Source organism: Xylanibacter brevis P6B11 (assembly GCF_000621825.1).
GTDB classification, from domain to species: domain Bacteria; phylum Bacteroidota; class Bacteroidia; order Bacteroidales; family Bacteroidaceae; genus Prevotella; species Prevotella brevis.
The window spans coordinates 1-26,458 of sequence record NZ_JHXG01000013.1; the positions used below are offsets into that span (position 1 = coordinate 1).

Genomic DNA, 26,458 nt, shown 5'->3' on the forward strand with positions numbered 1-26,458 from the left:
AAGATGTTCGGCAAGGTCTATGCCCGCATCGTATCGCTGAAGACCATGACCTACCCTGAGCTGTGCAAGCACATGGCGGAACACAACTCGGTGTATGGCACCGATGTCTGCCTGGGCGTTGCCAACAAGTTGCAGTCCTGTATCCTGGAGCAGCTGATGGAGGGCAAGAAGGTGCAGTTTGGCGACCTGGGTACGTTCTATCTCTCTACGCACACCACGGGTGCCGACTCTGAGGAGGAGTTCAACCTGGCGTCCAACATACACGGAATATACCTGCGTTTCCAGCCCAGTCGCATGGACTTGAACGACCTGACGTCGAAGTCGCTGAAGAAGCGTGCCTCGCTCCTTAACGTGAAGGAGTTGGCGGGAATTGAGACCGCGAGTCAGGGGGAGAATGAGGACTAACAGACCCCTCCCCGACAAACCCACTCCCCTCCCTTCAAGGGGAGGGGCTGGGGGTGGGGTCTGTAACTCCATTGGCAGTTAGAACAACACTGACCCCACCCCGCCCCCTCCCCTACATGGGAGGGGAATGGCTGCGCAAGGTTCAAGCTAAAAAAACAACCGCATGTAAAATCCGTATAATCCGTAGGCCTTTAAAAACAACAAAATTAACCGAATAATACTATGAAAAACAAAATTGAAACTTGGAAGTTTATCGTGCAGACCATCATCGCCGTGCTCACGGCAATCGCTACTAGCCTCGGCGTGGCAAGTTGTATGAATTAGCCCCTCCCTTCCGCTCGAGCTCTGCTCGCTTGCTACCGAAGGGACGCAAGAAGGGGAGTGGCTGGGGGGTGGGGTCTGTAACTAAACAATATTCCGCTGATTTCTACGTAGGCACTCCCCTCCCTTCAAGGGGTGGGGTCTGTATCTCCATTGGCAGTTAGAACAACACTGACCCCACCCCCAACCCCTCCCCTTCATGGGAGGGGAGAAAAAAAAGCGATCCCTCCCCGACCCTCCCAAGGGGAGGGGTCAGAAATAAGAAAGTCTCCCCTTGGGGAGATTTAGAGGGGGTCGGTTTGCGCCATAGGCGCACCACCTCTCACTTCTCACTTTAAACAACAAAGCAGCGCACCCTGAATAGGTGCGCTGCTTGTTGTTTAGGTGGGGATTATTTTTGTTTCCGAAACGGCGGCTTAGAAATTGTAGAAGAAACCGAAACGGAAGGTGTTGATGCCGAAGTCCTCAAGCAGACTGATGTCGTGACGACAGTGGCTGTGAGCAGGTGCGGCAATGTTCCAAGAGAATACGTTGTTGGCCAGAGCCACGATGCTCCAGTTGTCGGTGATGTTGTAGGCAACACCAGGAACAACATTCAAACCAAAGTTGTTGTTGGCATCAAAGTCGTCTGTCTTAGAAGTGCCAAAGTAAACACCACCATCTACGAAGACCTTGAGCTTGCCGATCTGGGCAAAGTCGTAGCGCAGATAAGGATTAACGGTGATATCTGTTGTGCTAGTTGTGCCTAAGGGATTCTCTTCTTTATCATAGCCGTAGTTCAGACGCAGACCGAAGCCCAGCTTGTCGTCCAGCTTCATACCCCACTCAGGAGCGATGTAAAGTTCGCGATTGTTGTTACCATCGGTAGAAAGACCTGCGGTACCTCCAACATACATGTCTTGTGCATTCATAGTTACAGTTGCGAAAATAGCAACCAGTGTCATTACAATCTTTTTCATTGTTAGATAATTTTTTAATTAAACTTAATGGGCCCCTGCCTAGGCAGAAAGGCTGATTGATTATGTTTTCGGCTGCAAAAGTATAAAAAAACTTTGTACGCCGCAAAGTTTTTATCGTTTTTTTCGCTTTTTCTATCAATTCTTTGTAGAATTCTTGGCAGTTTCGGTGGAAATACGTATCTTTGCACGTCTAATAAACATTATTGTAATAATGAGCAAACAAATAAAATTCATTGCAGGTCCCTGCGTGATTGAGTCGGCCGAGCTGCTGGATGTAGTGGCAGCGAAACTGGTGGACATCAACAAGCGTCTGGACACGGACATCATATTCAAGGCCTCGTTTGACAAGGCCAACCGCACTTCGATACGCTCTTTTCGCGGCCCTGGCATAGACAAGGGGCTGCAGATGCTGAGCGACGTGAAGTCGAAATACGGGCTGAAGATACTGACGGACATACACGAGGCGTGGCAGGCAGCCCCTGCTGGCGAGGTGTGCGACGTCATTCAGATACCCGCCTTTCTGTGCAGGCAGACGGATCTGCTGGTGGCAGCGGCAAAGACGGGCAAGACGGTGAACATCAAGAAGGCGCAGTTTCTGGCCGGGCGCGACATGCGCTACCCCGTGGAAAAGGCGCGCGAGGCAGGCGCCGAGGAGGTGTGGCTGACGGAGCGCGGCAACATGATGGGTTATGGCAACCTGGTGGTGGACTTCCGCAACATTGCCGACATGAAAGAGATAGTGCCCACGGTGGTGATGGACTGCACGCACAGTGTGCAGCGCCCTGATGCTGCAGGGGGCAAGACGGGTGGCGACCGCCGCTTCGTGCCCGCCATGGCGCTGGCTGCCAAGGCCTTTGGCGCCACAGGCTATTTCTTCGAGGTGCACCCCACCCCAGACCAAGGACTGAGCGATGCAGCCAACATGCTTGAGCTGAACAAATTGGAGGGACTTATCAAGGACATACTGGCATGACAACTATAGAATATGGAATACAGGCCATCAAAGACGAGGCCGAAGCACTATTGGAACTGATACCGAAGATAGACATCAACTTCGAGAAGGCTGTGAACCTGATGTACGACTGCAAGGGAAAGGTGATCGTGACGGGTGTGGGCAAAAGCGGACACATCGGCGCAAAGATTGCCGCCACGCTGTCATCGACAGGCACACCGGCTTTCTTCATCAACCCGCTCGACGTCTATCATGGCGACCTGGGCGTGATGACACATGAAGATGTGGTGGTGGCTATCTCCAACTCTGGACAGACAGACGAGCTGCTGCGCTTCATCCCCATGGTGCTGCACATGCAGATACCCATCATCGGCATGAGCGGCAACCCGCAGTCGCTGCTGGCCAAATACTCTACGTGCCACCTGAACGTGGGCGTGAAGAAAGAGGCGTGCCCGCTGAACCTGGCACCCACAAGCTCTACCACCGCCACACTGGCCATGGGCGACGCGCTGGCCATCGCACTGATGCAGAAGCGCAACTTCCGTCCGCAGGACTTTGCCCACTTCCACCCTGGCGGCGAACTGGGTAAGCGTCTGCTCACCACGGCGCAAGACGTGATGCGCGAGGACGACCTGCCCATCATCAGCCCTGATATGCATCTGGGCGAAGCCATCATTCTGGTGAGCAAAGGCAAGCTGGGGCTGGGTGTGGCCACAGTGGACGACAAGATCGTGGGCCTCATTACCGACGGCGACATACGTCGCGCCATGGAGCGCTGGCAGGCAGGCTTTATAGACCATACCGTGAGCGACATCATGACACGCGAGCCGAAGACGGTATCGGCAGAGACGAAGATCTCTGAGATACAGAGCATCATGCAGCGCTACAAGATACACTCGGTGCTGGTGGTCAGCGAGGAGCGCCACCTGCTGGGCGTCGTGGATCACTACTCCTGCATGCTATAACACACACACCTAATTTCGATTAGAACTCTATTACTACTATATGAAAGGAATAAGAAAAATCTGCACCACCCTGTTGCTGCTGTCTGCACTCCTGCAGACGGCCGCAGCTGCAGAATACCTCTATAAGAAACTGGAGGCAAGAGACGGACTGACCTCGAGCCAGATCAACTGCATCCTGAAGGACGACAGAGGATACATGTGGTTTGGCACGCCTGCCGGCCTCTACCGATACGACGGCTACACGTTTCGCCACTTCCAGAGCGACTCGCAAGACGGATCGTCGCTGCCCGACAGCTACGTGGAGAGCATCCAGGCGGCACTCTCGGGCGACCTGTGGGTGAAGACCTCGGCAGGCTACTGCATCTATCACCCCCAGACGGAGAACTTCGAGCGCGACATGCGACAAGTGTTCAGCAAGCTGGGCATGAAGAGCACTCCCAACATCATCTACATCGACCGCCACAAGAACCTGTGGGGCTATCAGCCTGGCAAGGGCGTGTTCTGCTACGACATGCAGCAGCAGCTGCTCTATGAGTTTGGCTACACCAACGACGCCACTGGCATCCCCCAGGGCGACATCTGCTCCATCGGCGAATGCAACGAGGGCGTCATCCTCGTCTATACCGACGGCCGATTGGTGTGCTGCGACGTCATGGTGAAGCAGCGCGTGGTGTGGAAGAACCAGGACATCGCCCTGCAGCGACTGCGCCACTCGAACACGCTGCGCGTATATACCGACAAGAAAAACATCATCTGGCTCTACGGACAGGGCACCCTGTTCTGCTACGACCGCAAGCTGAACATCTGGGACACGCACATCGGCGACCAGCTGGGACTGACAGGCGGCAATGCCGACTATGCCGTGAGCTCCGTTTACAGCGACAAGAACAAAAACGTGTGGGTGGGCACCAATCGTCACGGCTTGGTGCACATCGACGCCGTGAGCCACACCATAGAGCCCGTACAGCTGAAGAGCATGTCGCCCATGCGACGCATCAACGACAACATGGGCGTGAAGAGCGTCTATATAGACAACACAGGACTGCTCTGGATAGGCACCGCCAAGGCTGGTGTGGCCTATATCGGCGAGAAAATCTATAAGTTCCAGTCGGAGCTCATCGGCGACGTCACCGCCATGGCGCAGGATGCCAACGGAAAGGTGTGGTATGGCACCAGCGACAACGGCCTGATTGACTACGACGGACGTCTGGCCAGCATGAAGGTGTCGGCAATGGCCTACACCAACGACGGAAGCCTGTGGGTGGGCTCGAAGCAAAACGGACTGACACGCATCTTCAACAACACGGCCATCATCTACTCTACGGCCAACGACAGCATCCGCAAAACGCTGATTGATGATCACATCAACGACCTGTGCACGGATAAGAGCGCCAACCTCTGGATAGCCACCGACGGCGGTTTGCAGATGTACAACCCACGCATGAACCAGTTCTCTAACTACACCAAGGAGAACGGAAAACTGAAGACCAACTCCATCACCTCGCTCTTCTACGCCTCGAGAAACCGCCTGCTGATAGGCTCCTCGGAGGGCGTCTTCATCATGAACATCTCTACAGGCGAGATGACCCACCTGGTGGGCAATCAGAGCAGCATCGTGAAGTTCACCAACAACTATATCACGGACATCTTCGAGGACTCCAGAAAGCTGTTGTGGATAGGCACACGCGAGGGCGTGAACGTGCTGGATATGGAAAACGACAATCTGACGCAGATCACAGAGAAGATAGGTCTCTGCAACAACAACATCTGCGGCATCACCGAAGACAAGCACCACAACATCTGGATCACCACCAGCAATGGCGTCTGCCGCATCGTCATACAGCGAGATCACGAAGAGGGCACGTTCAACTACGGTCTCTATAACTACGACCACAACGACGGATTGCAGAGCGACGAGTTCAACCCTGGTGCCATACTGACGCGCACCGATGGCGAAGTGGTGATGGGCGGACTCTACGGCATCAACATGGTGCGACCAAAGACTAAGGGCGACACTGAATCGCTGCCACAGGTCATGCTGACACAGCTGTTTATCGGCGACGAGGAGATACTCACAGGACATGAGTACGACGGCAACGTGCCACTGACCAGTGCGCTCAACGAGATAAGCCGACTCTCACTGAAAAGCAGTCAGAACACATTCACCATCAAGTTTGCCGGCGGCAACTACAACCAGAGTGAGCGCCTGCAGTTCATGTACTGGATGGAAGGACTGGATCACGACTGGAAAAACGGCGACGCACTGAAACATGGCGTCACCTTCACCGACCTGCCCAGCAAGACATACATCCTGCACGTGAAGGCCATGAATGCCGACGGACAGATCAGCGACCAGGAACGCGTGCTGAAGATCACCATCGAGCGCCCCTGGTACCTGCAGTGGTGGATGCTCATCATCTACGCACTCTTGCTGGCGAGCATCGTCTTCATCTGGCGCAAGGGCTGGAACGTGCTGAGGGCCTTGTGGGTGAAGAAGCACGCCATCCTCAGAGAGCTGGCCGTGCAGCGCGACGAGATTAAGGCTGCCAGCGACGACCTGCGTCAACCCATGTCGCGCATGACCTCTATCATCATGAATCTGGCCGAACTGGACAGCACGCCCGAGGAGCGCGAACAGCTCAACGCCCTGCACTCGCAGATGCTGACCGTCATCACGCGCGTCAGCGACATGCAGCTGGCACTGGAGCATCCTGAGGAGAAGGCACAGCAGGTGGTGAACAAGAACTTCGAGCTGGGCACCATCTCCGATCAGCTTTCGCTGCCTGAAATGGTAGAAGAGGAACTGACCTCTGAGATCAGACCCACGCAGGATCTGCCCACGTCTAAGTTCCGCATCTCTTTCGTGGACGACAATCCTGAGTTTATCAAGTTCATCAACAACCGCCTGCGCTACATCTACGACTTCCACCCCTACGACAACGTGAAGAAGGCTCTGGCCGACATCGAGGTGGTGCAACCAGACCTGATTGTGTGCAAGCAGGATATGCCTGAGATGAGCGGCAGCGAACTCTGTAATCAGATCAAGATGCACCACACGATGAACAAGATCAAGTTCATACTGATGACAGACATGAAGTTGTCGTACAACGAGATGATGAACCAAAACATCACGATGGCTGCCGACGACTATCTGCCTAAGCCCTTCAATCTGAATGAGGCCGTGATGCGCATCAACAAGTTGCTGGGCATCGGACCTATCGAGCTCGACTCTAACCTCATCGAGGGTGCCGAGACGCGCATGCTGGAGGGGCGCAACTCTAGTATGACCACCGCCACCGAGAGTGCCGACTACGAGACGGCTAGCAAGCATGTGGACATAGACGACGAGCTGAAGACGGTGTCTATTGCCGTGCGCAATCACCACGTGGAAGGCAGCGACGATGCCTTCATCATGGGCAACGAGCAGGAAGACGACAGCATGACCTACAACATTGACCGACAGCTGATCAGAAGCATCGAGCAGTATGTGCAACAGAACATGAGTCGCGGCACGATCAATCTTGAGGAAATGGCTGCCGCAATGGGAATGGGCATGAAGCCCTTCTTCCAGAAGGTGCGCGACATCACTGGAAAGACGCCTGCCGAGGTGGTGCGCGACCTGCGACTGAAGAGTGCCTGCGTACTGCTGCAGCGCACCAATATCAACATGAGTGAGCTGGCATCCAACATCGGTATTCCCACTGCCGAGCACTTTATTAATATGTTTAAAGAACGATTCGGTATCTCGCCATCAGAGTACCGCATGAAATACAGACAATGACAAACAGACTCACAGGCATAAAGACGAGAGGCCTCATCATGGTGGCACTCGCCTTTTGCTTTTCTACAGCACAAGCACAGCAGAGCGGCACGTCTTCAGACTCTCTCATCTACCAGCAGCTGAAGGACTACGGCATCCGCTTCTCTCACGACAACAGCATCAAGGTGATTATGTCTGGGCAGGAGAAGTTCGACTGCTTGTTTCAGGACATACGCCAGGCGCGCCACAGCATCCATCTGGAGTATTTCAACTTCAGAAACGACTCGATAGCAATGCTGCTCTTCGACATCCTGAAAGAGAAACGACGCGAGGGTGTGGAGGTGCGTGCACTGTTTGATGCCTTTGGCAACGACTCCAACAATCAGCCCCTGCTGAAAAAGCACGTAGAAGCGCTGCGCAGCGACTCAATAGATATCTGGGAGTTTGACCCCATCAGGTTCCCCTGGGTGAACCACATCTGGCCGCGTGATCATAGGAAAATAGTAGTCATCGACGGCAAGATAGCATACACTGGTGGCATGAACGTGGCCGACTACTACATCAAAGGCACAGAGCAGGTGGGGGCCTGGCGCGATATGCACTGCCGCATAGAGGGCAACACCGTCAACGACCTGCAGCATATCTTTGCCAAGATTTGGAAGAAGACTACCCAGGAGGATATCAGCCAGAAGGCGGAATACTTTCGTGGCGAGGATGCTGGCAACAAATGTATTGGAATAGTGAACCGTGAGCCTCGCACCACCAACGACGTGATGCGCTATTTCTACGTCAACGCCATCGACGACGCCCAAGACTCAATACGCATCATCAACCCCTACTTCACCCTGCGCCCCTGCATCACCAAAGCGCTGAAAAGGGCCATCAAGCGCGGCGTGAAGGTGGAACTGATGATATCGGCCAAGAGCGACATCCCCCTGACGCCCGACTGTGCTTTCTACAACATGCATCGCATGATGAAGAAAGGGGCCCATGTGTGGCTCTACCAACCAGGCTTCCACCACTCTAAGATCATGATGGTAGATGGGAAGTTCTGCACCATAGGCAGCACCAATCTTGACGCACGCAGCCTTCGCTTCGACTACGAAGAGAATGCCGTGATCATCGACAAGGAGACCACCCGTGAGCTGGACCATATGTTTGACAGAGACAAGCAGGAAAGCGTCTATATGACAAAGGAGGTGTGGAACGAATTCCGCACCCCCTGGCAAAAGTTTCGTGGATGGTTCGCCTATCTGCTCAGCCCACTCCTTTAATCACAATCAGTGTCCCACGCAGATGGTATCTAGCATCAGGTGCACTTCTGCATCGCCGATGCCCATCGCGGCGATGAGCTCTTCTTCGTACTTAAACTCTCGCTCGAAGTCCACATGCTTTTCATTCAAAGCACGGAAAATGCTGGAAGCATCCAGTGGCTTTCCCTCGAACCATAGGCAATAGCCATAGTTCAAGGTGTCTTGTACGTTGGGCGTCTCTGTGGTGAGCAACTGCGAGAATATCTTTTCCGCCTGGTCAAACTTGCGATTGACGGTGAGGCCCCACGCGAAGACGCGCTGTATCTCGACGTCGTCAGGATAAAGATAAGACAACTTATAAAGCAGTTTCATGGCCTCCTCATAGCGCTTCACGTGAATGAGGCACACGGCATCGTTGAGCTGATAGCCCTTGTTGTCAGGATGCTCTACCAGCAGATCCTCGTATATCTTCATCGCGCCCTCATAGGCTCCCTCTGAGAAATAGGCTCTGGCCAGAGCTGCCATCGCCCTTTCATCGTGTGGCTTCAGGCTGAGCGCCATCTGATACTGGTAGGAGTTGATGCGATCAAAGTGGCGCAAGATGCTGCCCTTCAACATATAGAACTGATAGTCGCGCAACGTTTCACTGCAGTTTTCCAACACGCTCTGAGCCTCCTTATAGTAATGATGCTTCACCATGAAGGCGGCCACCTCTACGAAATGGCTCTCCAGCGGCGTGTCCCTGAACAACTTATTGCCAAAGAAAGCATACTCTATAAGACTGGCGTCTGACGAGAATGGATTCTGGAATTCGTTGCGATAAGGGAAGAGCATGAAGAAACGATAGAGATTCTGCAGATAGAGTCGGCGAATGAAAGCAGGATTGCGCTTCTCCTCCTCAGCGATTTGTCCGCCTAGGATCACAGCAGAAGCCTCGCCTTCGTTGATCATCTTCAGCATGTCACCAGGCAGGCGCTGATACACCTGGTCGAAAGCCAACACGAAGGAATAGAGGTCGCTGTCGCAGAAGGCACTCACCTTGATGAGGTTGTGCAGCACACTCTTGGCCTTTGAGTTGTTCCATATCTGACTGATCGTGGGATGCTGCGGATAGAAAGGCATGAACCAGTTGAGTACATCATTGAAGAACGGGAAGCGCTTCATCTGAGAGAAACCACTGAAGAAGATGTCTGAACCTTGCTTCTGCATGTCTATCATCTTCTGCATGCTCATCTCCATGCGCTCCATATTCTGCTCGGCAGCATCAGGATGCAAGATGTCTTCCAGGATGTCGTCTTCTTTCTGCTCTACCCCATGACGCGTGATGCGCAGATTATTGCCTGCCATCAGGTCGGGCATGATCTCGTTTTGTATCTTCTTGCTGTCGCTCTCCACATCCATGCAGTACAGCATCTGCATCTGCAACTCGGTGATCTCCTTGCAGCACTTCTCGTCGCTGCACACCTCGCGAATCAAATCCTTCATCTCTGTATAGAGTAACGCACGCTCGGCATTCATTGAGAGCACCCATCCCACGAGGGCACGCTGGCGCAGTCGTTCGTCGGTGGCCTTCTGATAGACATGCATCAAGACCTTGAACTTGTTAGGTCCGAATGCATTCATAGCAGATATGGTGATGGCACTCACGATCAACTGCTGGTCGTTGATATCTATCGTAGGCGACAGCAGGATATCTTCGAAAGCGTCTGCCAGACAATCTTTCCACAGGCGTGAAGTCAGGATATAGTCGAAGAGGTCGTGCATCAGGTCCTGATGCTCCTGATAGATTAGGTCGAGCTTTGCCTGACGCGTATGTGGGGGTTCCAGTTCCAGTACAGTTATCGTAGAAACAAACGTTTCGAGATCGTGTTTCAGATTAGACATAGCCCAATCTTTTCTGATCTGGCGTGGGCGATTATACAGGGAATTCAAGAAAGAGCTATTGCGAATGCGCTGGTGTATCATCACATTCACTGTGAGCATATACAGACGGCGTAGCAACTTGTCGTACAGTTCTGCACGTTTGGTATCGGCAAACCCTCGTTGCCAGTATTCTGCCATCAACTGATAGTCAGACCTGATGCCAGACAGTATCTCCATATCGCGCATGCCGGTGTGCGATAGCAGATAATTCTCAAGTTCGTCAATGGCTTTACCTAATCGTCGATTCTCGATAAGTCCGATAATCGCATTTAGAGTTTCATTTTGTTGCATTGTTTTTGGTTTGTTGGTTTAGGTTTCGATTCAACCAGTCTTTTGCTTTCTTTACATCGGCATCGCGAGGAGGCGTGATGTGATGATAGGTCAAGTTGGCTGGCAGCGAATCGCAGATTGTCTCATCTGTAAGACAATACTGAGTGATTATAGTTTTGTAGTTTTTTAGTCCTTTAGTATTGAGCGAGTCGCACGCCATATTATAGGCCTTTACAAAGGCTTTCATCTGGCGCTGACGCATGGTGTCTTGTTGAACAATGGGATTAAAGGCCATCACGCCAAGTTGTATGTCAAGGTCGCGACTGTCAAACAGCTGGCGATGCTTCTTATTGTGTGCCTCTGTTGCCATTGGCTCTGGCAAGAAGAGAGCGTCCATCACGCCATTACGCAGCATATCCATGCGCACTGTCACGTCGTTGACCTGCACGCGAAAAACATAATCTGACTTGAGTTTGAGGCTGTCCACCAGGTAGTCGATCAGGAAATCCGTACCTGAATAGCGCGTCATAGACACCATCTTGTCTTCCAACTGCTTCAGGCGGGCAATGCGCGCCGTACGATTGGTGATGAGCTTCCAATAGAGGTTGGTGGATGATACGTAGTCAAGTGGTGTGCCTTGCAGCTTCAAATGCTCTGCTCGCACCAAGTCGGTGACAAGTCCCTCTACCCTTCCTCGCTGGAAGGCTGTGTCTTGATCCATCTGAGCCGTATAGCTAAGTAATCGAACATCTACACCTTCACGCTGGAACATGCCATGAGCCTCAGCAAGAAACAGCGGCATACAATCGAGAGTTGGCATCACGGCTATCTTCAAAGCCAGCGAATCCTCCTTCATCTTCTGCAGCAAAGCCTCTTGCTCAATTTGTTGTTTTTCTTCGGTAGAAGACGAACAAGCATAAACCAACATGATTGCTAGTATATATATATAGGTGTATTTCATCACTTATTTCGATTTTGTCGCAAAAGTAAATATTTTCTTTGATACTACGAAATAAATGTGTAACTTTGTAGCATAAAAAAAACTTAAAAACCAGATGAGTAAAGGAAAAACTGCTTATGTCTGTTCCAATTGCGGACAGGAGTCGGCTAAATGGATTGGCAAATGTCCTGCATGTGGGCAATGGAACACGTTTAAGGAAATCAAAATAGAGTCTGACAGCAGTCGTTCTACGGCCACCTCAATAGCCGCACAAGCGGGCCACGCACTGAGAAACAACCGTGTGCAGCGTCTTCGCGACATCAGTAGTCACGATGACCCGCGCATCGATATGCACGACGAAGAGCTGAACCGCGTGCTGGGAGGTGGCTTGGTTCCTGGCTCTATCGTGCTTCTTGGCGGCGAGCCAGGCATCGGCAAATCTACCCTTTCGCTACAGACGGCCCTGAACATGCCTGAGAAACGAATCCTATATGTCAGCGGTGAAGAAAGTGCTCATCAGTTAAAGATGAGAGCAGAGCGTATTCCACACAAAGATATTGACAATTTCCTTATCCTTTGCGAGAACTCACTGGAGCATATTTTTGAGCATATCAAGGAAGAAAAACCCGAGTTGGTGATCATTGACTCTATACAAACGATAGCCACTGACGAGGTGGAATCGAGTGCGGGTTCCATTGCGCAGGTAAGGGAGTGCGCCTCTTCTTTGCTCCGCTTTGCAAAGACCAGTGGGGTGCCTGTGATACTCATTGGACACATCACCAAAGAGGGAACACTGGCTGGTCCTAAGATATTGGAACACATTGTGGACACGGTCGTACAATTCGAGGGTGATCAGCACTACATGTACCGCATCTTGCGAAGCATTAAGAATCGATTTGGAAGTACCTCGGAACTAGGTATTTATGAAATGCAGCAAACAGGACTCAGACAGGTAAGTAATCCCTCAGAACTTCTCCTCACGCAAGACCACGAAGGTCTCTCTGGAATTGCCATTTCCAGTGCCATCGAAGGCGTCAGACCTTTCCTCGTAGAGACCCAGGCGCTGGTATCTTCTGCTGCCTACGGCACGCCTCAGCGCTCTGCCACGGGCTTCGACCAGCGCCGTCTGAACATGCTCTTAGCGGTGCTCGAAAAGCGCGTTGGATTCAAACTGATGCAGAAGGACGTGTTCATTAATATAGCCGGTGGACTTCGTGTCACAGACCTCGCCATGGACCTTTCAGTGATTGCCGCCGTACTGAGCAGTAATGTTGACACGCCGATAGAGAGCGGATGGTGTATGGCGGGCGAAGTAGGACTGAGTGGAGAGGTGCGCCCTGTAAACCGAATTGAGCAGCGAATAGCAGAAGCCGAGAAGTTGGGATTCTCGCATATGATCATACCAAAATACAACATGCAGGGCATCAATCCCAAGAAATACAAAATAGAACTTCACCCCGTACGCAAGGTTGAAGAAGCCCTGAGAGCTCTCTTCGGATAGCTCTACGCACGGCATGATAAGGAAAGAAAAACAAGTTTTCTTTTTGCGTTTCATGCTTTTTTTGTATCTTTGCACCAAAATTAAACAGATAACACTAATATCAAAAAGAAGATTATGTCCAATCAGCATTCCCTTGTCGGATCGAAAATCAAAAGCATCCGAGAAACTAAGAAACTCTCACTTGAAGAGATTGCAGAACGTAGTGGTCTGAGCAACGACCAGATTATCGCTATCGAAAACAATGAAAACCTACCATCGCTGGGACCGTTAATCAAGATTGCACGTGCACTAGGTGTGAGACTAGGCACTTTCATGGATGACAACGACGCAATAGGCCCTGTAGTATGCCGTGCCAAAGACCGCGAACAGGAGACGAGCATTAGCTTCTCTAACGGAACGACTGATGCACGCAAACATATGGAATATCACCCATTGGCCAAGCAGAAGGCTGGCCGCCACATGGAGCCATTTATTGTAGATATTCAACCTAGCGAGGAGAAAGAATTCATTTCATCTGCCCACGAGGGCGAGGAGTTTATCTTCGTCATGCAGGGAGAAATAGAGATTGACTACGGCAAAGAGAAATACACGCTGAAGGAAGGCGACAGCATCTACTACGACTCCATCGTGAAGCACCATATCCACGGTGCTGAAGGCAAAGCCGCAAAAATCATGGCTATAGTTTATATTCCTTTCTAAACATAGATAAAGGATGAGCAACGTAAAAATAGACATGGCAGGCAGACCCCTGCCAGACAGAACATATCCTGCCGAAACAGGCAGCACTGGTTATACCCTCTCTGAACGCACGTTGGGACAGTGGCTCGAGCACTGGGCCGAGACTACCCCCGACAAGGAGTATATCGTTTACTCTGACCGCGACCTGCGCTTCACCTGGAGCCAGTTCAACGAGCGCGTCGATAATCTGGCCAAAGGCCTCATCTCTATTGGCGTCAAGAAAGGTTCGAACGTAGGTATCTGGGCTACCAACGTACCCGATTGGCTCACGTTCCTTTATGCCACCGCCAAGATTGGTGCCGTACTGGTAACCGTGAACACGAACTATAAGCAGAACGAGTTGGAATATCTTTGCAAAGACTCTGACATGGAGGTGCTTTGCATCACCGATGGCACATGGGATTGTAACTACGTGGACATGACCTACACGATGCTTCCCGAGTTGAAGACCTGCGAACGCGGCCATCTGAACAGCGAACGCTTCCCCTACCTGAAGAATGTGGTATATATTGGTATGGAGAAATATCGCGGTATGTACAACACTGCCGAACTGCTGTTGCTGGGACAAAACGTTGAGGACGACACACTCAACGAGATGAAGAAGAACGTGAACTGCCACGACGTGTGCAACATGCAGTACACCAGCGGCACCACGGGATTCCCTAAGGGTGTCATGCTGACCCACTATGGCATTGCCAACGATGGCTACTTCACTGGCGAGAACATGGGATTCACCCAGGACGACAAGCTCTGCGTATGCGTGCCCTTGTTCCACTGTTTCGGCGTTGTGCTGGCTACGATGAACTGCTTAACCCACGGTTGCACCGAGGTGATGGTAGAGAAGTTTGACCCACTGGTGGTTCTTGCTTCTATTCACAAAGAGCGTTGTACTGCCGTTTATGGCGTGCCCACGATGTTTATCGCAGAGCTCAACCACCCCATGTTCGACATGTTCGACCTCTCTTGTCTGCGCACAGGCATCATGGCAGGCTCTCTCTGCCCCATCGAACTGATGAAGCAGGTATCCGAAAAGATGTATATGACCATCACCAGCGTTTATGGTTTGACAGAGTCTTCGCCAGGTATGACGCAGACCTGCCTGAACGACACCTTCGAACAGCGCTGCACCACCGTAGGTCGCGACTTCCCATTCGTTGACGTCAAAGTGCTTGACCCAGAAACTGGCGAAGAGTGCCCCGTAGGTGTACAGGGAGAGATGTGCTGTAAGGGTTTCAACGTGATGAAGGGCTACTACAAGAACCCACAAGCCACAGCCGAGGTTATCGACAAAAACGGCTACCTGCATTCTGGCGACCTGGGCGTGAAAGACGAACAAGGATTCTACAAGATCACTGGTCGCATCAAGGATATGATTATCCGCGGTGGTGAGAACATCTACCCACGCGAAATCGAAGAGTTCCTCTACCACATGCCAGGCATTCGCGATGTGCAGGTGGCTGCTGTTCCCTCGAAGAAGTATGGCGAGGCCGTTGGTGCCTTTATCATCCTTGAAGAGGGTGCAAAGATGACTGCAGAGGATGTCCAGCTGTTCTGTCGCGGCAAGATTGCCCGCTATAAGATTCCAAAGTACGTATTCTTCATTGACAAGTTCCCACTGACGGGCTCTGGCAAGATCCAGAAGTTCAAGTTGAAGGAGATGAGTTTGGAACTCTGCAAACAACAAGGCATTGAAGTAATATAAATATGAATATCATTGAGAAATATTTCCCTAATCTGACATCAAGGCAGCTAGAACAACTAGCTGCCCTTGATGCTCTTTATCACGAATGGAACGAGAAGATTAATGTCATCTCGCGCAAAGACATCGACAATCTCTACGAGCACCATGTGCTTCACTCCCTGGCTATCGCGAAGTTCATTGGCTTCAAACCAGGTTCAGAGATTCTCGACTTTGGCACAGGTGGCGGTTTTCCTGGTGTTCCCCTAGCCATCTTGTTTCCTGAATGTCAGTTTAAACTGATAGATGGAACTGGTAAGAAAATACGTGTGGCACAGGAAGTCTGCCAGGCTATTGGTTTGGAAAACTGTCATCCTGAACATCTGCGTGGCGAAGACGAAAAGGGCAAGTACGACTTCGTGGTAAGCAGAGCCGTGATGCCCCTACCCGACTTGATGAAAATCGTGAAGAAGAACATCTCCACCAATCAGCGGAACGCCATGCCCAATGGCGTCATCTGCCTCAAAGGAGGTGACCTTCAGGCTGAGAGCCGTCCGTTCCGCAGAATCGTTCAAACGATGGAACTGACCCAGTACTTCCAAGAAGAGTGGTTCAAAGAAAAGCATTGCATCTATGTCCCAGTTTGACATCAAGACCTTCGTCGTCAATCCTCTACAGGAGAACTGCTACATTGTCAGTGATGAAAGCAAGGAGTGCGTCATCATTGACTGTGGCGCTTTTTTCGAAGAAGAGCGCAATGCTATTGTCGACTACATCCGTCATCAAGAACTGAAGCCCATCCATCTGCTCTGCACACATGCACATTTCGATCATGTGTTTGGAGCGGGAACTATCTATCAGCACTTTGGCTTAAAACCCGAGATGCACCACGACGACGAGTTCCTGTATCTTGCAACCAACGAGCAAACCACAGCCATGATGGGCGCCTCCATCAACCTGCAGGTACCACCTGTAGGAGCATTTCTGAATGATGGCGACATCATCCGTTTTGGCAATCACCAACTAAGGGTTCTTCACGTGCCGGGCCACTCGCCAGGTGGCGTGCTGTTCTACTGCGAAGAGGAAAAGGTTGCATTCTCTGGCGACACACTCTTCAGGATGAGCGTAGGACGTACCGACCTACAGCGCGGTTCATGGACAGAACTGATGAACAGCATGCATCGCATCGTTGCCAAACTTCCTGAAGACACCATCGTCTATACAGGACACGGCCCAAAGACAATCATCCGTGATGAACTAAGCATGAATCCTTATCTAAAATAAAACAATAAACATCATGACTACTGGCTATATTTTAAACATCTTCATTGCAGCACTATTAGGCGGTGCCATCGGTTTCGAACGCGAATACAGATCAAAGGAAGCCGGCTTCCGTACCCATTTCCTCGTAGGACTTGGCAGCGGACTTTTCATGGTACTCTCACTTCACGGTTTCGATGATTTTGTAGGCATACAAGGCATACAACGCGACCCAAGCCGTATTGCAGCTCAGGTCGTCAGCGGCATTGGCTTTATTGGAGCCGGCACCATCATCTTTCAAAAGAACGTCGTAAAAGGACTCACCACAGCTGCTGGTCTTTGGGTGACATCAGCCATTGGTATGACAGCAGGTACAGGCATGTATGCCGTTGCCGCCACAGCAACAGCAATGGTACTTGTTTGTTTGGAGGCTGTCGATTTCATTCACCATAAAGTATTCAAGCATCCCTATGATGAAGAAAATAAGGAAGAGTAAATCCTCTTCCTTACTAACACCTATAAGAACGTCAATTCTTATAGGTGTAACACCTAAAGAACTCCGTTCTTATTTATGGAATACCCAAAGAACTCCGCTTTTATTTATATTTCTGAATTAAGCCCTCTGCCTGCGTATCGCCAAGTTCCTTTGCTTTCTGCAAGTTTGCAATACCTTCTGCTTTCTCTCCCTTCAAGCATTGAGACAAACCAAGAAACAGATAGCCATCGCTATAGTCGGGTTGCAACTGAATAAGTGCTTTCGACGTAGTTATCGCGTCATCATACATTCCTACACGCACTAAAAGTGACGCTTTTTCAGCATAATAGAACTCATTTTGAGGTGCCAATTCTATAGCTTTTTCAATATCATTCAAGGCCTGTTGAAACAGTCTTCCGCCCACTTCCGCCTGATAACGGATATAATAGAAATTGTCGTTCAGCTGGCTCTTCATCAACTGTTCATAGTCGTTCAGGTCAGCAACAGCGTCACGAAAACGATTTGCTTGAAGTCTTACCTGCGCACGAACCAAAAGATATGGCGCAGCTTCTTTCAGCAAAGGACGACTGAATTGTGCCACACAACTATCAAGCAATGCTTGCTGTGCAATACTGTCATTCAGCTTCGCCTTACACTGAGAAGCCATAAAGAACAAATCGGCAGAACGAACAGACGAATCAAACAAAGACTGATACAAATCATAAGCCTCGGCATACTTATCTTGAGCAAATAGTATGGTACCCTTCTGATACAAGTAATTCGGCTGTGGAGATAATTCATAGGCCCTATTGATATCCTGCAGGGCCTCATCAAAATGACCATACGAATAGGACTGCTGGGCTCTGCTCACATAACCATCTGGTTCCTTAGGAAACTGAGTCAAGAAGTCGGAGATAACAGTAGCAAATGTCAACGAGTCCTGTGCACCAGCCATGAGCAACATCAACTGCGCCTGGTTTAAGTCATCCGGTATAGCTTTCTTGATATGTACTGCACGCAAGGCAGGATCATTAAGCCCCAGACCTGTCAACTTCAATTGTTCGGCAAAGGCTGCACCAACGGCATAGGCCAGCGTATCACTTTCGCTATTCTTGGGTTGTATCAATCCTAAGACCTTACCACTTTCATCCACCAACGGACACCCAACCAGATCTAAAGGCGACTGAAGCGACATCGTGAAGTATGTGTAATCCGTATTAAACGTCTCAGTCTTCAGAATCTTCGTCTGCACCAGCGATTTTGCCCCTTTATAAGGCAATATCCAGCAAGGACTATTCAGTGCGGGATTAGCAGTAGCCAGCTCTACGGATTGCGACTTCTTAATAGCCACACGAAACTTAATCACATCATAAGTCTCGTTGGCTCCAAGTATCTTCTCCACCTCCCATTCTTTTCCTGATTCATCAATAGCCACTGCCTTAGCTGCATTTTTGAAAGGGGCATAGCTACTGATAGCCTCGCCATGCTCTCCCACAAAAAAGCCACTGGTACTGCCCAGCAGTTCTCCATCGGCAGAGAATGTCTTAAGCGTAAACACCGCTTTCGACATTTTCTTAGTCCATGAGGGTTGACCTGCCAATACAGTGAAGCTAAAACAAAAGATTAATATGATTGAAAATGAAAACTTCTTCATCTTTTAAGTGCTTTATATATGATTATTTAGTTTAACTTATCTTCAGTAGCTGACGAGCATTTTCAATGGCTGCCGAACTGATATCACTACCACTAAGCATTTGAGCAATTTCATTAATACGCTCATCATTTGTGAGACGCTGCATGTGACTCTTTGTGCCGCTGTCGGTTTCCTCCTTATAGACCTTATAATGAGCACAACCTTTTGCTGCAATCTGTGGCAAGTGCGTAATGCTGATAACTTGACGACCATTCTGTCCCATATCCGACATTATTTGTGCCATCTGTTCCGCAATTTTTCCACTAACACCCGTATCCACCTCATCAAAGATAATGGTTGGCAACTTCACCACACCACTAATCATAGCCTTCAACGAAAGCATCACACGAGCAATCTCACCACCTGAAGCAACCTGCGCGATGGGCAACAAAGGCGTTGAAGAGTTGGCGCTAAAGAGAAATGCCACACGATCCTGACCCTTTGGCCCCAAATCTGCCTTATCGATTTGGATTTGAAACGTGACACGCGGCATCCCCAACAATTGCAAACTTGCAATCATCTTTTTGTAGATAAGATGAGAAGCCTCCAATCGTTTCTTAGTCAACTTCTCTGCAATTTCTGTGGCGTCATTGCGCTCTTTCTGCAAGCGCCGTTCTAATGAAGTCAGCGCATCATCACTATTATCGATGGCATCCAGCTGACATTTCAGCTTATCGCGCTGAGAGATCAGTTCGCCGATAGTCTCCACACGATATTTCTTCTCCAAATCATAGATTTTGTCCAAACGTGCGTTTACATGATCAAGTTCTGCAGGATCGAAATCCACATCCTCCAGTTGTCCACTAACATCCGATGCAACATCTTTAGCTTCGATATAACATGAATTTAAGCGCTCTGCCAAATCTTTTAACTCCGGCAACACATGCTCTATGGAATGCAGAGAAGACGCAGCCTTACGCAAGGCACCGACAGCACCCGTAGCCTCATTCATCAACAAGGTATCCGTCTCATAGAGAGCCTGTTTAATATCCTCAGCATGCGTCATGCGCTCCTGTTTCTGCTCCAACTCATCTTGCTCACCATCAACGAGCCCGGCCGCATCAAGTTCATTAAACTGAAAACGCAGAAAGTCCACCTGTTGTTGATTACGCGCAATCTCCTGACGCATATCTTCAAGTTCACGCTCGGTTGCATGCATCTTCTCGTAGCTTTCACGATAATGAGCCATAAGTGCCTCATCATCTGCCACAATATCAATCACTTCAAGTTGGAAATCCTGTTTTCCCAAAAGCAAATTCTGATGCTGAGAATGTACATCCACGAGTTGATCACCCAACTCCTTCATCAAGGAGAGTGCCACTGGTTCGTCATTAATGAAAGCACGACTTTTTCCGGCAGCTGTCAGTTCGCGTCGAACTATCGTATCTTCAGCATCATATTCTATGTCATTCTGTTCGAAAAAAGCCTCCATCTGATAACGAGACAAATCGAAATGAGCTTCAATCACACATTTTTCGGCTCCTTGTTTGATAGACTTTGAGTCTGCACGCTGTCCAAGAAGAAGACCGATGGCGCCCAGGACAATACTCTTACCTGCACCAGTCTCACCGGTTATGACCGAGAAGCCCGACTCAAAGTTAATGTCAAGTTGGTCAATTAACGCATAGTTTTTTATGTATAACTGTTTCAGCATGTTACTTTTTCATTTTGCTTTGCAAAGATACTACTTTTTTATTGGTAATAAGCAAATGCTATCCGTTTTTATGATAATTTGGCAATAAAAAAACTACCTAAATGTAGGTAATCTCAAAAAATATCAGTACCTTTGCAGCACGATACACATATTTTATTATAAAATAGGTTACAATGATTTATTCTAAGGAAGTTGAAAACATGTGCGTTGTGGCAAAAGGCCCCAACCACGGTCCTGCCCCCATCCCCGAAGAGGGTAAGTGGATTCAGGCCAAAGAGATCAAGGACATTTCGGGCTATACCCATGGTATTGGCTGGTGCGCTCCTCAGCAGGGTGCCTGCAAACTGAGCCTGAACGTTAAGGACGGTGTTATTCAGGAAGCTCTCGTTGAGACCATCGGTTGCACAGGTATGACTCACTCTGCAGCTATGGCTTCTGAAATTCTGCCTGGTAAGACTATCCTCGAGGCTCTGAATACCGACCTCGTTTGCGATGCTATCAACACCGCTATGCGCGAGTTGTTCCTGCAGATCGTATACGGACGCACACAGAGTGCTTTCTCTGAGGGCGGTCTGGTTATTGGTGCTGGTCTGGAAGACCTGGGTAAGGGTCTGCGTTCACAGACAGGTACTCTCTACGGTACAGTTGCTAAGGGCACACGCTACTTGGAGCTGACCGAGGGTTACATCACCAAGCAGTTCCTGGACAAGGACAATCAGGTTTGTGGCTACGAGTACGTACACCTGGGCAAGATGATGGAAGCCATCAAGGACGGCATGGACGCCAACGAGGCTGTGAAGAAGTTCACTGGTTCTTATGGTCGTACCACTGCTGAGCAGGGAATTGTTAAGGCTATTGACCCACGTAAAGAGTAAGGAGGATAGAAATTATGATTAGAAAAGTATCATTCGAGAGCTACGAGCGTCGCATCAATCAGGTGCTGGCTGCTCTGAAGGAGAACGGCATCAATAGCATTGAAGAGGCTAACGAGATTTGCGAGAAGGCTGGCGTTGATCCCTACCAGATGTGTGAAGAGACCCAGCGTATCTGCTTCGAGAACGCAAAATGGGCATATGTATGCGGTGCTGCCATCGCTATCAAGAAGGGTGTAAAGAGCGCTGCCGAGGCTGCCGAGGCTATCGGTATCGGTCTGCAGAGCTTCTGTATCCCCGGTTCTGTTGCCGACGACCGTAAGGTTGGTCTTGGTCACGGTAATCTGGCTGCCCGTCTGCTCCGCGAGGAGACTGAGTGCTTCGCATTCTTGGCTGGTCACGAGTCATTCGCTGCTGCCGAGGGTGCCATCAAGATTGCAGAGAAGGCAAACAAAGTTCGTAAGAAGCCTCTTCGCGTTATCTTGAACGGTCTTGGTAAGGACGCTGCTATGATCATCAGCCGTATCAACGGTTTCACATACGTACAGACTCAGTTCGACTACTACACCGGTGAGGTTAAGGTCGTTAAGGAAGTTGCTTACTCTGACGGTCCTCGTGCCAAGGTTAAGTGCTATGGTGCTGACGATGTTCGTGAGGGTGTAGCCATCCTGTGGAAGGAGAACGTTGATGTATCAATCACTGGTAACTCAACCAACCCAACCCGTTTCCAGCACCCCGTAGCTGGTACCTACAAGAAGGAGCGCGTACTCGCTGGTAAGCCCTACTTCTCAGTAGCTTCAGGTGGTGGTACCGGTCGTACTCTGCACCCCGATAACATGGCTGCAGGTCCCGCTTCATACGGTATGACCGACACACTGGGTCGTATGCACTCTGATGCTCAGTTTGCTGGTTCTTCATCAGTACCTGCACACGTAGAGATGATGGGCTTCCTGGGTATTGGTAACAACCCCATGGTAGGTGCCACCGTATCTATCGCTGTTGAGATCGACCTCGCACTGAACAAGAAGTAAAAAATCGATCATTTACGATAAGGAAGTCTGCTGTTTACTTTTAGCAGACTTCCTTTTTTCATTTTAAGAAAAAGACAGTTATGAAGCGACTACTCTATCTGCTGATGCTTGTTCCCATTTTGACAAGCGCACATCATCAAGTCATCTCGCCAAATGTCAAATCACTCGAAGTGGTTCTCAATGATGACTTCACATCCCTACCCGTACTTCAATTAGGTAGCAACGATTATCTGCAGATAGGCTTCGACGAACTTTCACACAACTACCACCGTTACGTTTGCCACCTGGAGCCATGCAATCCTGACTGGACACCAGCAGAAGGTATTTTTGAAAGCGACTGGCTAGTGGGATTCAACGACACTCCGATTGAAGACTACGAGAACTCCATCAACACCCGCACACTCTACACCCACTACAACTACAGGTTCCCAAATTCTCAATGCAACATCAAGCAGAGCGGAAACTATCGTCTATACATTAACGATGAAGACCAAGACGGCGAAACAGTTGCCATCGTGGAGTTTCGAGTGTCTGAATCGTTGATGAATATTGGCCTCGGCATAACAACAAATACCGATATAGACCTCAACAAGAGTCATCAGCAAGTGAACATGACAATCAACTTTAACACGATCAATGTCACTCGCCCTGATGAACAACTACAAACCTTTGTTCTCCAAAACGGACGTGAGGACAATCTGAAGGAAAATATTGCGCCCAACTATATCACACCTAAAAGTCTGCGCTGGGAGCACAATCGCCACCTCATTTTTGAAGCAGGCAACGAATACCATAAATTTGAGGTTCTAGACCCAAGTCATATTACTATGGGGTTGGCCTCCATTACCTGGGACGAAGAAGACGAGGCCTATCATGCTGTTCCCTTTCCTTGTTCCATGCAATCCAGCTACCTCTACGATGAAGATGCCAACGGTGCCTTTTTACTACGTAACAGCGACAACTACGAAGCATCACGAACATCAGAATATGTCTTTGTACACTACATCCTAAGAGCTGAACGTCCCTATGACAATGCTCATATTATCGTCGATGGACGATGGACAACAGAAGACAAGGATTATTATATCATGAATTACGATGAACAACAGAAAGCCTATCATGCCACTATCATGCAGAAGCTGGGATACTACAACTACCACTTTCTGATGAAGGACATGGACGGCACCACTCATCTTGTTCCTGAGGAAGGTTCATTCTTTCAAACAGAAAACACCTATCAAGCTTTTGTCTATTATCGCGGCACAGGCGAACGCGTTTGGCGACTCGTCGGATACCAACAAAAGACATTCCGACTTTAATTCTTCTTAGCTCTATATTCTTTGGGCGTCATCTTAAATTCATGGAAGAAATTTCCAAGGAAATAATTTGGTGTATAGAACCCACACTCCTTGGCAATATTTTCTATTGAGAAATTGGTGGTGCGCAACAAATTTGCAGCACGCTGCAGACGAAAGACTCGAGCCAGCTCTCGTGGATTCTTATAGAGTTCGCTTGACATCAACTCATACAGTTTCACCACACTAATCTCACATGCCTGACTCAGTTTCTGCATCGTAAGAGAACGTCTGTCCTGTTGACGCACAAAGGGAATGATCTTCAACATGACGGCAATAAACTCTGGCGACAACTTGGCACTTTCGTTTCGCATGTTACCAGCCAAATCCTCTTGATTGGGCATCAGGACCTCCGTGGAGAAAGAATCACAGCGCTCTACAAACGAGCATATCTTTCTAATCATCTCACCTTCAGCATTAGCCCTACGTACACGCAGACGCGTATTCTTATTGTAGATAACGAAATTAAAGATCACCAACGTCAAAACAAGTAAGCCTAGAAGTATGTGCACTGCCTGCGTCTGCCACCAAGGCTGGTTGACATGAATCTGCCATTTAAAAGGTTCACCTTCCCATAGGTCAGGAAACATCGAAGCCTGAACTTCCAGCGTGTAATCACCAGGCAACAGTCCGAGCAACGACAGATGCAATCGTCCCTGAATGTCAACCTGCTCATGTTCGTCATTATAGCAGAATGTCTGCCACTCGCCTTGATTATCCAATCCAATCACCCTTACACGATAATAAGTCTGCAAAGGACGGAAATAGTTCAGTGCCGAAAATGTCAAGGATAGCGAGTTCTGATCACTATTCAGGCTGATATCCGTAGCACGTGTGAAGGCTTGATCTATCACCACGTTGCCATCGAGTTTCTCTCCTGGCAGAACAATATTTCCATTCACCTGCAATCGCGTCATCTTTGGATAAAGCTTATGAGGCTTTCTGTCGTTGATGACACCAAACGAGTCAGGATGGAACGTCACGATATGATCTAATCCCTCCATCATAATAGTACCATCGTCCAACGAAAGTGCACGATTATTTTTAAAGGACTCGATGGGGATATTATCCAGAGCCGTGAAACTGTTCACAAATACGGGTTCTTCATGCTCTATCAATATGCAAGAGATACCTGCAGATGTAGAAACCCATATATTATGATTTTTGTCTTCTACAACAGCATGAACAACATTATTGGGGAGTCCAGTTTGCTTGGTAAAAACGATTGGTTTTTCATCCTCAGAGCGATATAGATAAAGACCACGCATGGTTCCCTGCCAACGCCACTCACGACTGTCACGGAACAGGCAGTTAGAGGCAATGCCACGATACTCTATGTTTGGCTGCGGTATTCGTCCCAGAATCTTAAAAAATGGAATGCATTCGGGCTGTTCCATACGGTAGATATGAAAAGGTGATGCCATAGGACCAGAATAAAGCACACCCCTTTTTTCTGTTCCTATCCACATTCCCCCCTGGCGGTCGAAGGCAAGCATATTGCAGTCTGTTTCTAACGATGAGCCATCCATCAGCGTAAACTTCTCTACCTGCTCAAACTTTTTCGTTGCAATATCGTAGATCCAATAGCCATAATCACTTGGGATATAGAGTTTATCGTCCTTCAGAGCAAAATTATTCAGATGATAAGAAATCTTTGTTAAAGTGGTCCACTTCCTGGCTTTCACATCAAAATAGAGCAAGATAGCATCCTTTATTCCTTGACGTATCTGAAAGAAACCATTCTCATATCTCAAGAGTACTGACGTTCTCGTGTATTTATCTATATCAGCACCGTCGTATGCTCTCTTTCTAAACATCAAACGGCCAGTTTTTAAACTTTGACCTACCACCTCGCCATCTTCAAAGAATGTCAGAAGCGTATTTCCAATAACATCCAAATCCTGAAGGTTTTTCTTGGAGTAGAGACGATGATATTTCTGTTCATCTACAGAATAAAGACCTTTCGCTGTGACCATCCATACCGCTCCCAGCGTATCTACGAACAAGTCATTCACGGCCTCTCTGCATCCCATTTCGCGAATAACACTATCCACATTCACAATGAAGTGTTCCAGCATCATATCCACACAAGTCACCACGCCTTTGTTTTTCAACCAGACATGATGCCGGTTGTCAAAGTATAGGTGGCAATTTCCATGATATGCGGGCAACAAATATTGAAACTCTGGTCGGGTGTCAATATGCGTGAAACTTACGCCATCAAAGAAGTTCAGATTGCCCAGAGTAGAAATGATCATTCGGCCTGTTTTCGTGCAGACCACTATTTGAGCGCTATTATCCGCCAAGTCATTGGCAGCATTTAGAAACTTAAATTGCCTATCTGTTTCCGCTGCATTTGAACACAACGGGAATACTAGTATCAGAAACAAGAATAAGGTTCGTAGCTTCATATCATCACATTATAGATGATGCAAAGATACATAAAAAAATAT

The 26,458-nt window shown here is 49.2% G+C and carries 20 protein-coding genes and 1 pseudogene; 15 read left to right on the forward strand and 6 right to left on the reverse strand.

All coding sequences use genetic code 11. The features are described from left to right. Together T496_RS15140 and T496_RS14945 are read left to right on the forward strand one after the other, a co-directional pair. A partial coding sequence (locus T496_RS15140) for an HU family DNA-binding protein (RefSeq protein WP_449487846.1) occupies positions 1–405 on the forward strand: 405 nt, incomplete at its 5' end. Between the two features lie 222 nt (positions 406–627). Continuing rightward, a complete protein-coding gene (locus T496_RS14945) occupies positions 628–729 on the forward strand; it encodes a smalltalk protein (protein WP_155808454.1) in 102 nt (33 codons plus the stop codon). Between the two features lie 413 nt (positions 730–1,142). Here the strand turns inward: T496_RS14945 and T496_RS13740 are convergent, their stop codons facing one another. Then, a complete protein-coding gene (locus tag T496_RS13740; RefSeq protein WP_081783594.1) occupies positions 1,143–1,685 on the reverse strand; it encodes an outer membrane beta-barrel protein in 543 nt (180 codons plus the stop codon). Positions 1,686–1,884: 199 nt separating this feature from the next. On the opposite strand from T496_RS13740, the gene kdsA reads away from it, so the two are divergent. The 4 genes from kdsA to cls are packed head-to-tail and all read left to right on the forward strand — an operon-like array spanning position 1,885 to position 8,636. Beyond that, positions 1,885–2,658, forward strand: a complete 774-nt coding sequence (kdsA, locus tag T496_RS0108380; protein WP_262499103.1) for a 3-deoxy-8-phosphooctulonate synthase — start codon at positions 1,885–1,887, stop codon at positions 2,656–2,658. Then, on the forward strand, positions 2,655–3,602 hold the full coding sequence (locus T496_RS0108385) for a KpsF/GutQ family sugar-phosphate isomerase (protein WP_027450365.1): 948 nt from the start codon (positions 2,655–2,657) through the stop codon (positions 3,600–3,602). Before kdsA ends, T496_RS0108385 begins: the two co-directional genes overlap by 4 nt. A 40-nt stretch (positions 3,603–3,642) precedes the next feature. After that, the gene (locus T496_RS0108390; RefSeq protein WP_027450366.1) at positions 3,643–7,383 is read left to right on the forward strand and encodes a two-component regulator propeller domain-containing protein; all 3,741 of its coding nucleotides are present in this window, start codon (positions 3,643–3,645) and stop codon (positions 7,381–7,383) included. Next, positions 7,380–8,636 carry a cardiolipin synthase gene (gene cls, locus T496_RS0108395; RefSeq protein ID WP_052342141.1) on the forward strand — a complete coding sequence of 419 codons (1,257 nt, stop codon included), beginning with the start codon at positions 7,380–7,382 and terminating at the stop codon, positions 8,634–8,636. Before T496_RS0108390 ends, cls begins: the two co-directional genes overlap by 4 nt. A 6-nt stretch (positions 8,637–8,642) precedes the next feature. Here the strand turns inward: cls and T496_RS13745 are convergent, their stop codons facing one another. Together T496_RS13745 and T496_RS0108405 are read right to left on the reverse strand one after the other, a co-directional pair. Next, the gene (locus tag T496_RS13745) at positions 8,643–10,829 is read right to left on the reverse strand and encodes a tetratricopeptide repeat protein (RefSeq protein ID WP_155808779.1); all 2,187 of its coding nucleotides are present in this window, start codon (positions 10,827–10,829) and stop codon (positions 8,643–8,645) included. Then, positions 10,816–11,769, reverse strand: coding sequence for an ABC transporter substrate-binding protein (locus T496_RS0108405; RefSeq protein ID WP_027450368.1), 954 nt, complete (start codon positions 11,767–11,769; stop codon positions 10,816–10,818). The genes T496_RS13745 and T496_RS0108405 overlap by 14 nt, the downstream gene beginning before the upstream one ends. Positions 11,770–11,863: 94 nt before the next feature. On the opposite strand from T496_RS0108405, the gene radA reads away from it, so the two are divergent. The 6 genes and pseudogenes from radA to T496_RS13750 form a co-directional block, all read left to right on the forward strand. Continuing rightward, positions 11,864–13,249, forward strand: a complete 1,386-nt coding sequence (radA, locus tag T496_RS0108410) for a DNA repair protein RadA (protein ID WP_027450369.1) — start codon at positions 11,864–11,866, stop codon at positions 13,247–13,249. Between the two features lie 114 nt (positions 13,250–13,363). Further along, positions 13,364–13,948 (forward strand): helix-turn-helix domain-containing protein, encoded by a 585-nt coding sequence (locus tag T496_RS0108415; RefSeq protein WP_027450370.1) that lies wholly within the window; start codon positions 13,364–13,366, stop codon positions 13,946–13,948. Positions 13,949–13,961: 13 nt separating this feature from the next. Beyond that, the gene (locus T496_RS0108420; RefSeq protein WP_231478028.1) at positions 13,962–15,689 is read left to right on the forward strand and encodes an AMP-binding protein; all 1,728 of its coding nucleotides are present in this window, start codon (positions 13,962–13,964) and stop codon (positions 15,687–15,689) included. A 2-nt stretch (positions 15,690–15,691) separates the two neighbouring features. Next, positions 15,692–16,312, forward strand: a complete 621-nt coding sequence (gene rsmG / locus T496_RS0108425; protein WP_044110924.1) for a 16S rRNA (guanine(527)-N(7))-methyltransferase RsmG — start codon at positions 15,692–15,694, stop codon at positions 16,310–16,312. Next, positions 16,299–16,949, forward strand: a complete 651-nt coding sequence (locus T496_RS0108430; protein ID WP_044110925.1) for an MBL fold metallo-hydrolase — start codon at positions 16,299–16,301, stop codon at positions 16,947–16,949. The genes rsmG and T496_RS0108430 overlap by 14 nt, the downstream gene beginning before the upstream one ends. A 4-nt stretch (positions 16,950–16,953) precedes the next feature. Next, positions 16,954–17,370, forward strand: a pseudogene (locus T496_RS13750) (MgtC/SapB family protein); the annotation flags it as partial. 151 nt (positions 17,371–17,521) lie between these two features. Here T496_RS13750 and T496_RS0108440 read toward each other — a convergent pair. Together T496_RS0108440 and recN are read right to left on the reverse strand one after the other, a co-directional pair. After that, complete coding sequence (locus tag T496_RS0108440) at positions 17,522–19,054, reverse strand: serine protease (RefSeq protein ID WP_155808781.1); 1,533 nt, start codon at positions 19,052–19,054, stop codon at positions 17,522–17,524. A 31-nt stretch (positions 19,055–19,085) separates the two neighbouring features. Next, complete coding sequence (recN, locus tag T496_RS0108445; RefSeq protein ID WP_027450375.1) at positions 19,086–20,747, reverse strand: DNA repair protein RecN; 1,662 nt, start codon at positions 20,745–20,747, stop codon at positions 19,086–19,088. A gap of 173 nt (positions 20,748–20,920) precedes the next feature. Here recN and T496_RS0108450 point away from each other — a divergent pair, with 173 nt between their 5' ends. The 3 genes from T496_RS0108450 (at position 20,921) to T496_RS0108460 (ending at position 23,969) form a co-directional block, all read left to right on the forward strand. After that, on the forward strand, positions 20,921–21,622 hold the full coding sequence (locus T496_RS0108450; RefSeq protein WP_027450376.1) for an iron-sulfur cluster assembly scaffold protein: 702 nt from the start codon (positions 20,921–20,923) through the stop codon (positions 21,620–21,622). 14 nt (positions 21,623–21,636) lie between these two features. Beyond that, entirely contained in the window at positions 21,637–22,650 is a 1,014-nt protein-coding gene (locus tag T496_RS0108455; protein ID WP_027450377.1) for a GGGtGRT protein, read from the forward strand. 80 nt (positions 22,651–22,730) lie between these two features. Next, positions 22,731–23,969, forward strand: coding sequence for a type IX secretion system plug protein (locus tag T496_RS0108460; RefSeq protein ID WP_027450378.1), 1,239 nt, complete (start codon positions 22,731–22,733; stop codon positions 23,967–23,969). On the opposite strand, the gene T496_RS0108465 is transcribed toward T496_RS0108460, so the two are convergent. Then, positions 23,966–26,263 (reverse strand): AraC family transcriptional regulator, encoded by a 2,298-nt coding sequence (locus tag T496_RS0108465; RefSeq protein ID WP_197018943.1) that lies wholly within the window; start codon positions 26,261–26,263, stop codon positions 23,966–23,968. The genes T496_RS0108460 and T496_RS0108465 overlap by 4 nt on opposite strands. Between the last annotated feature and the right edge of the window lie 195 nt (positions 26,264–26,458).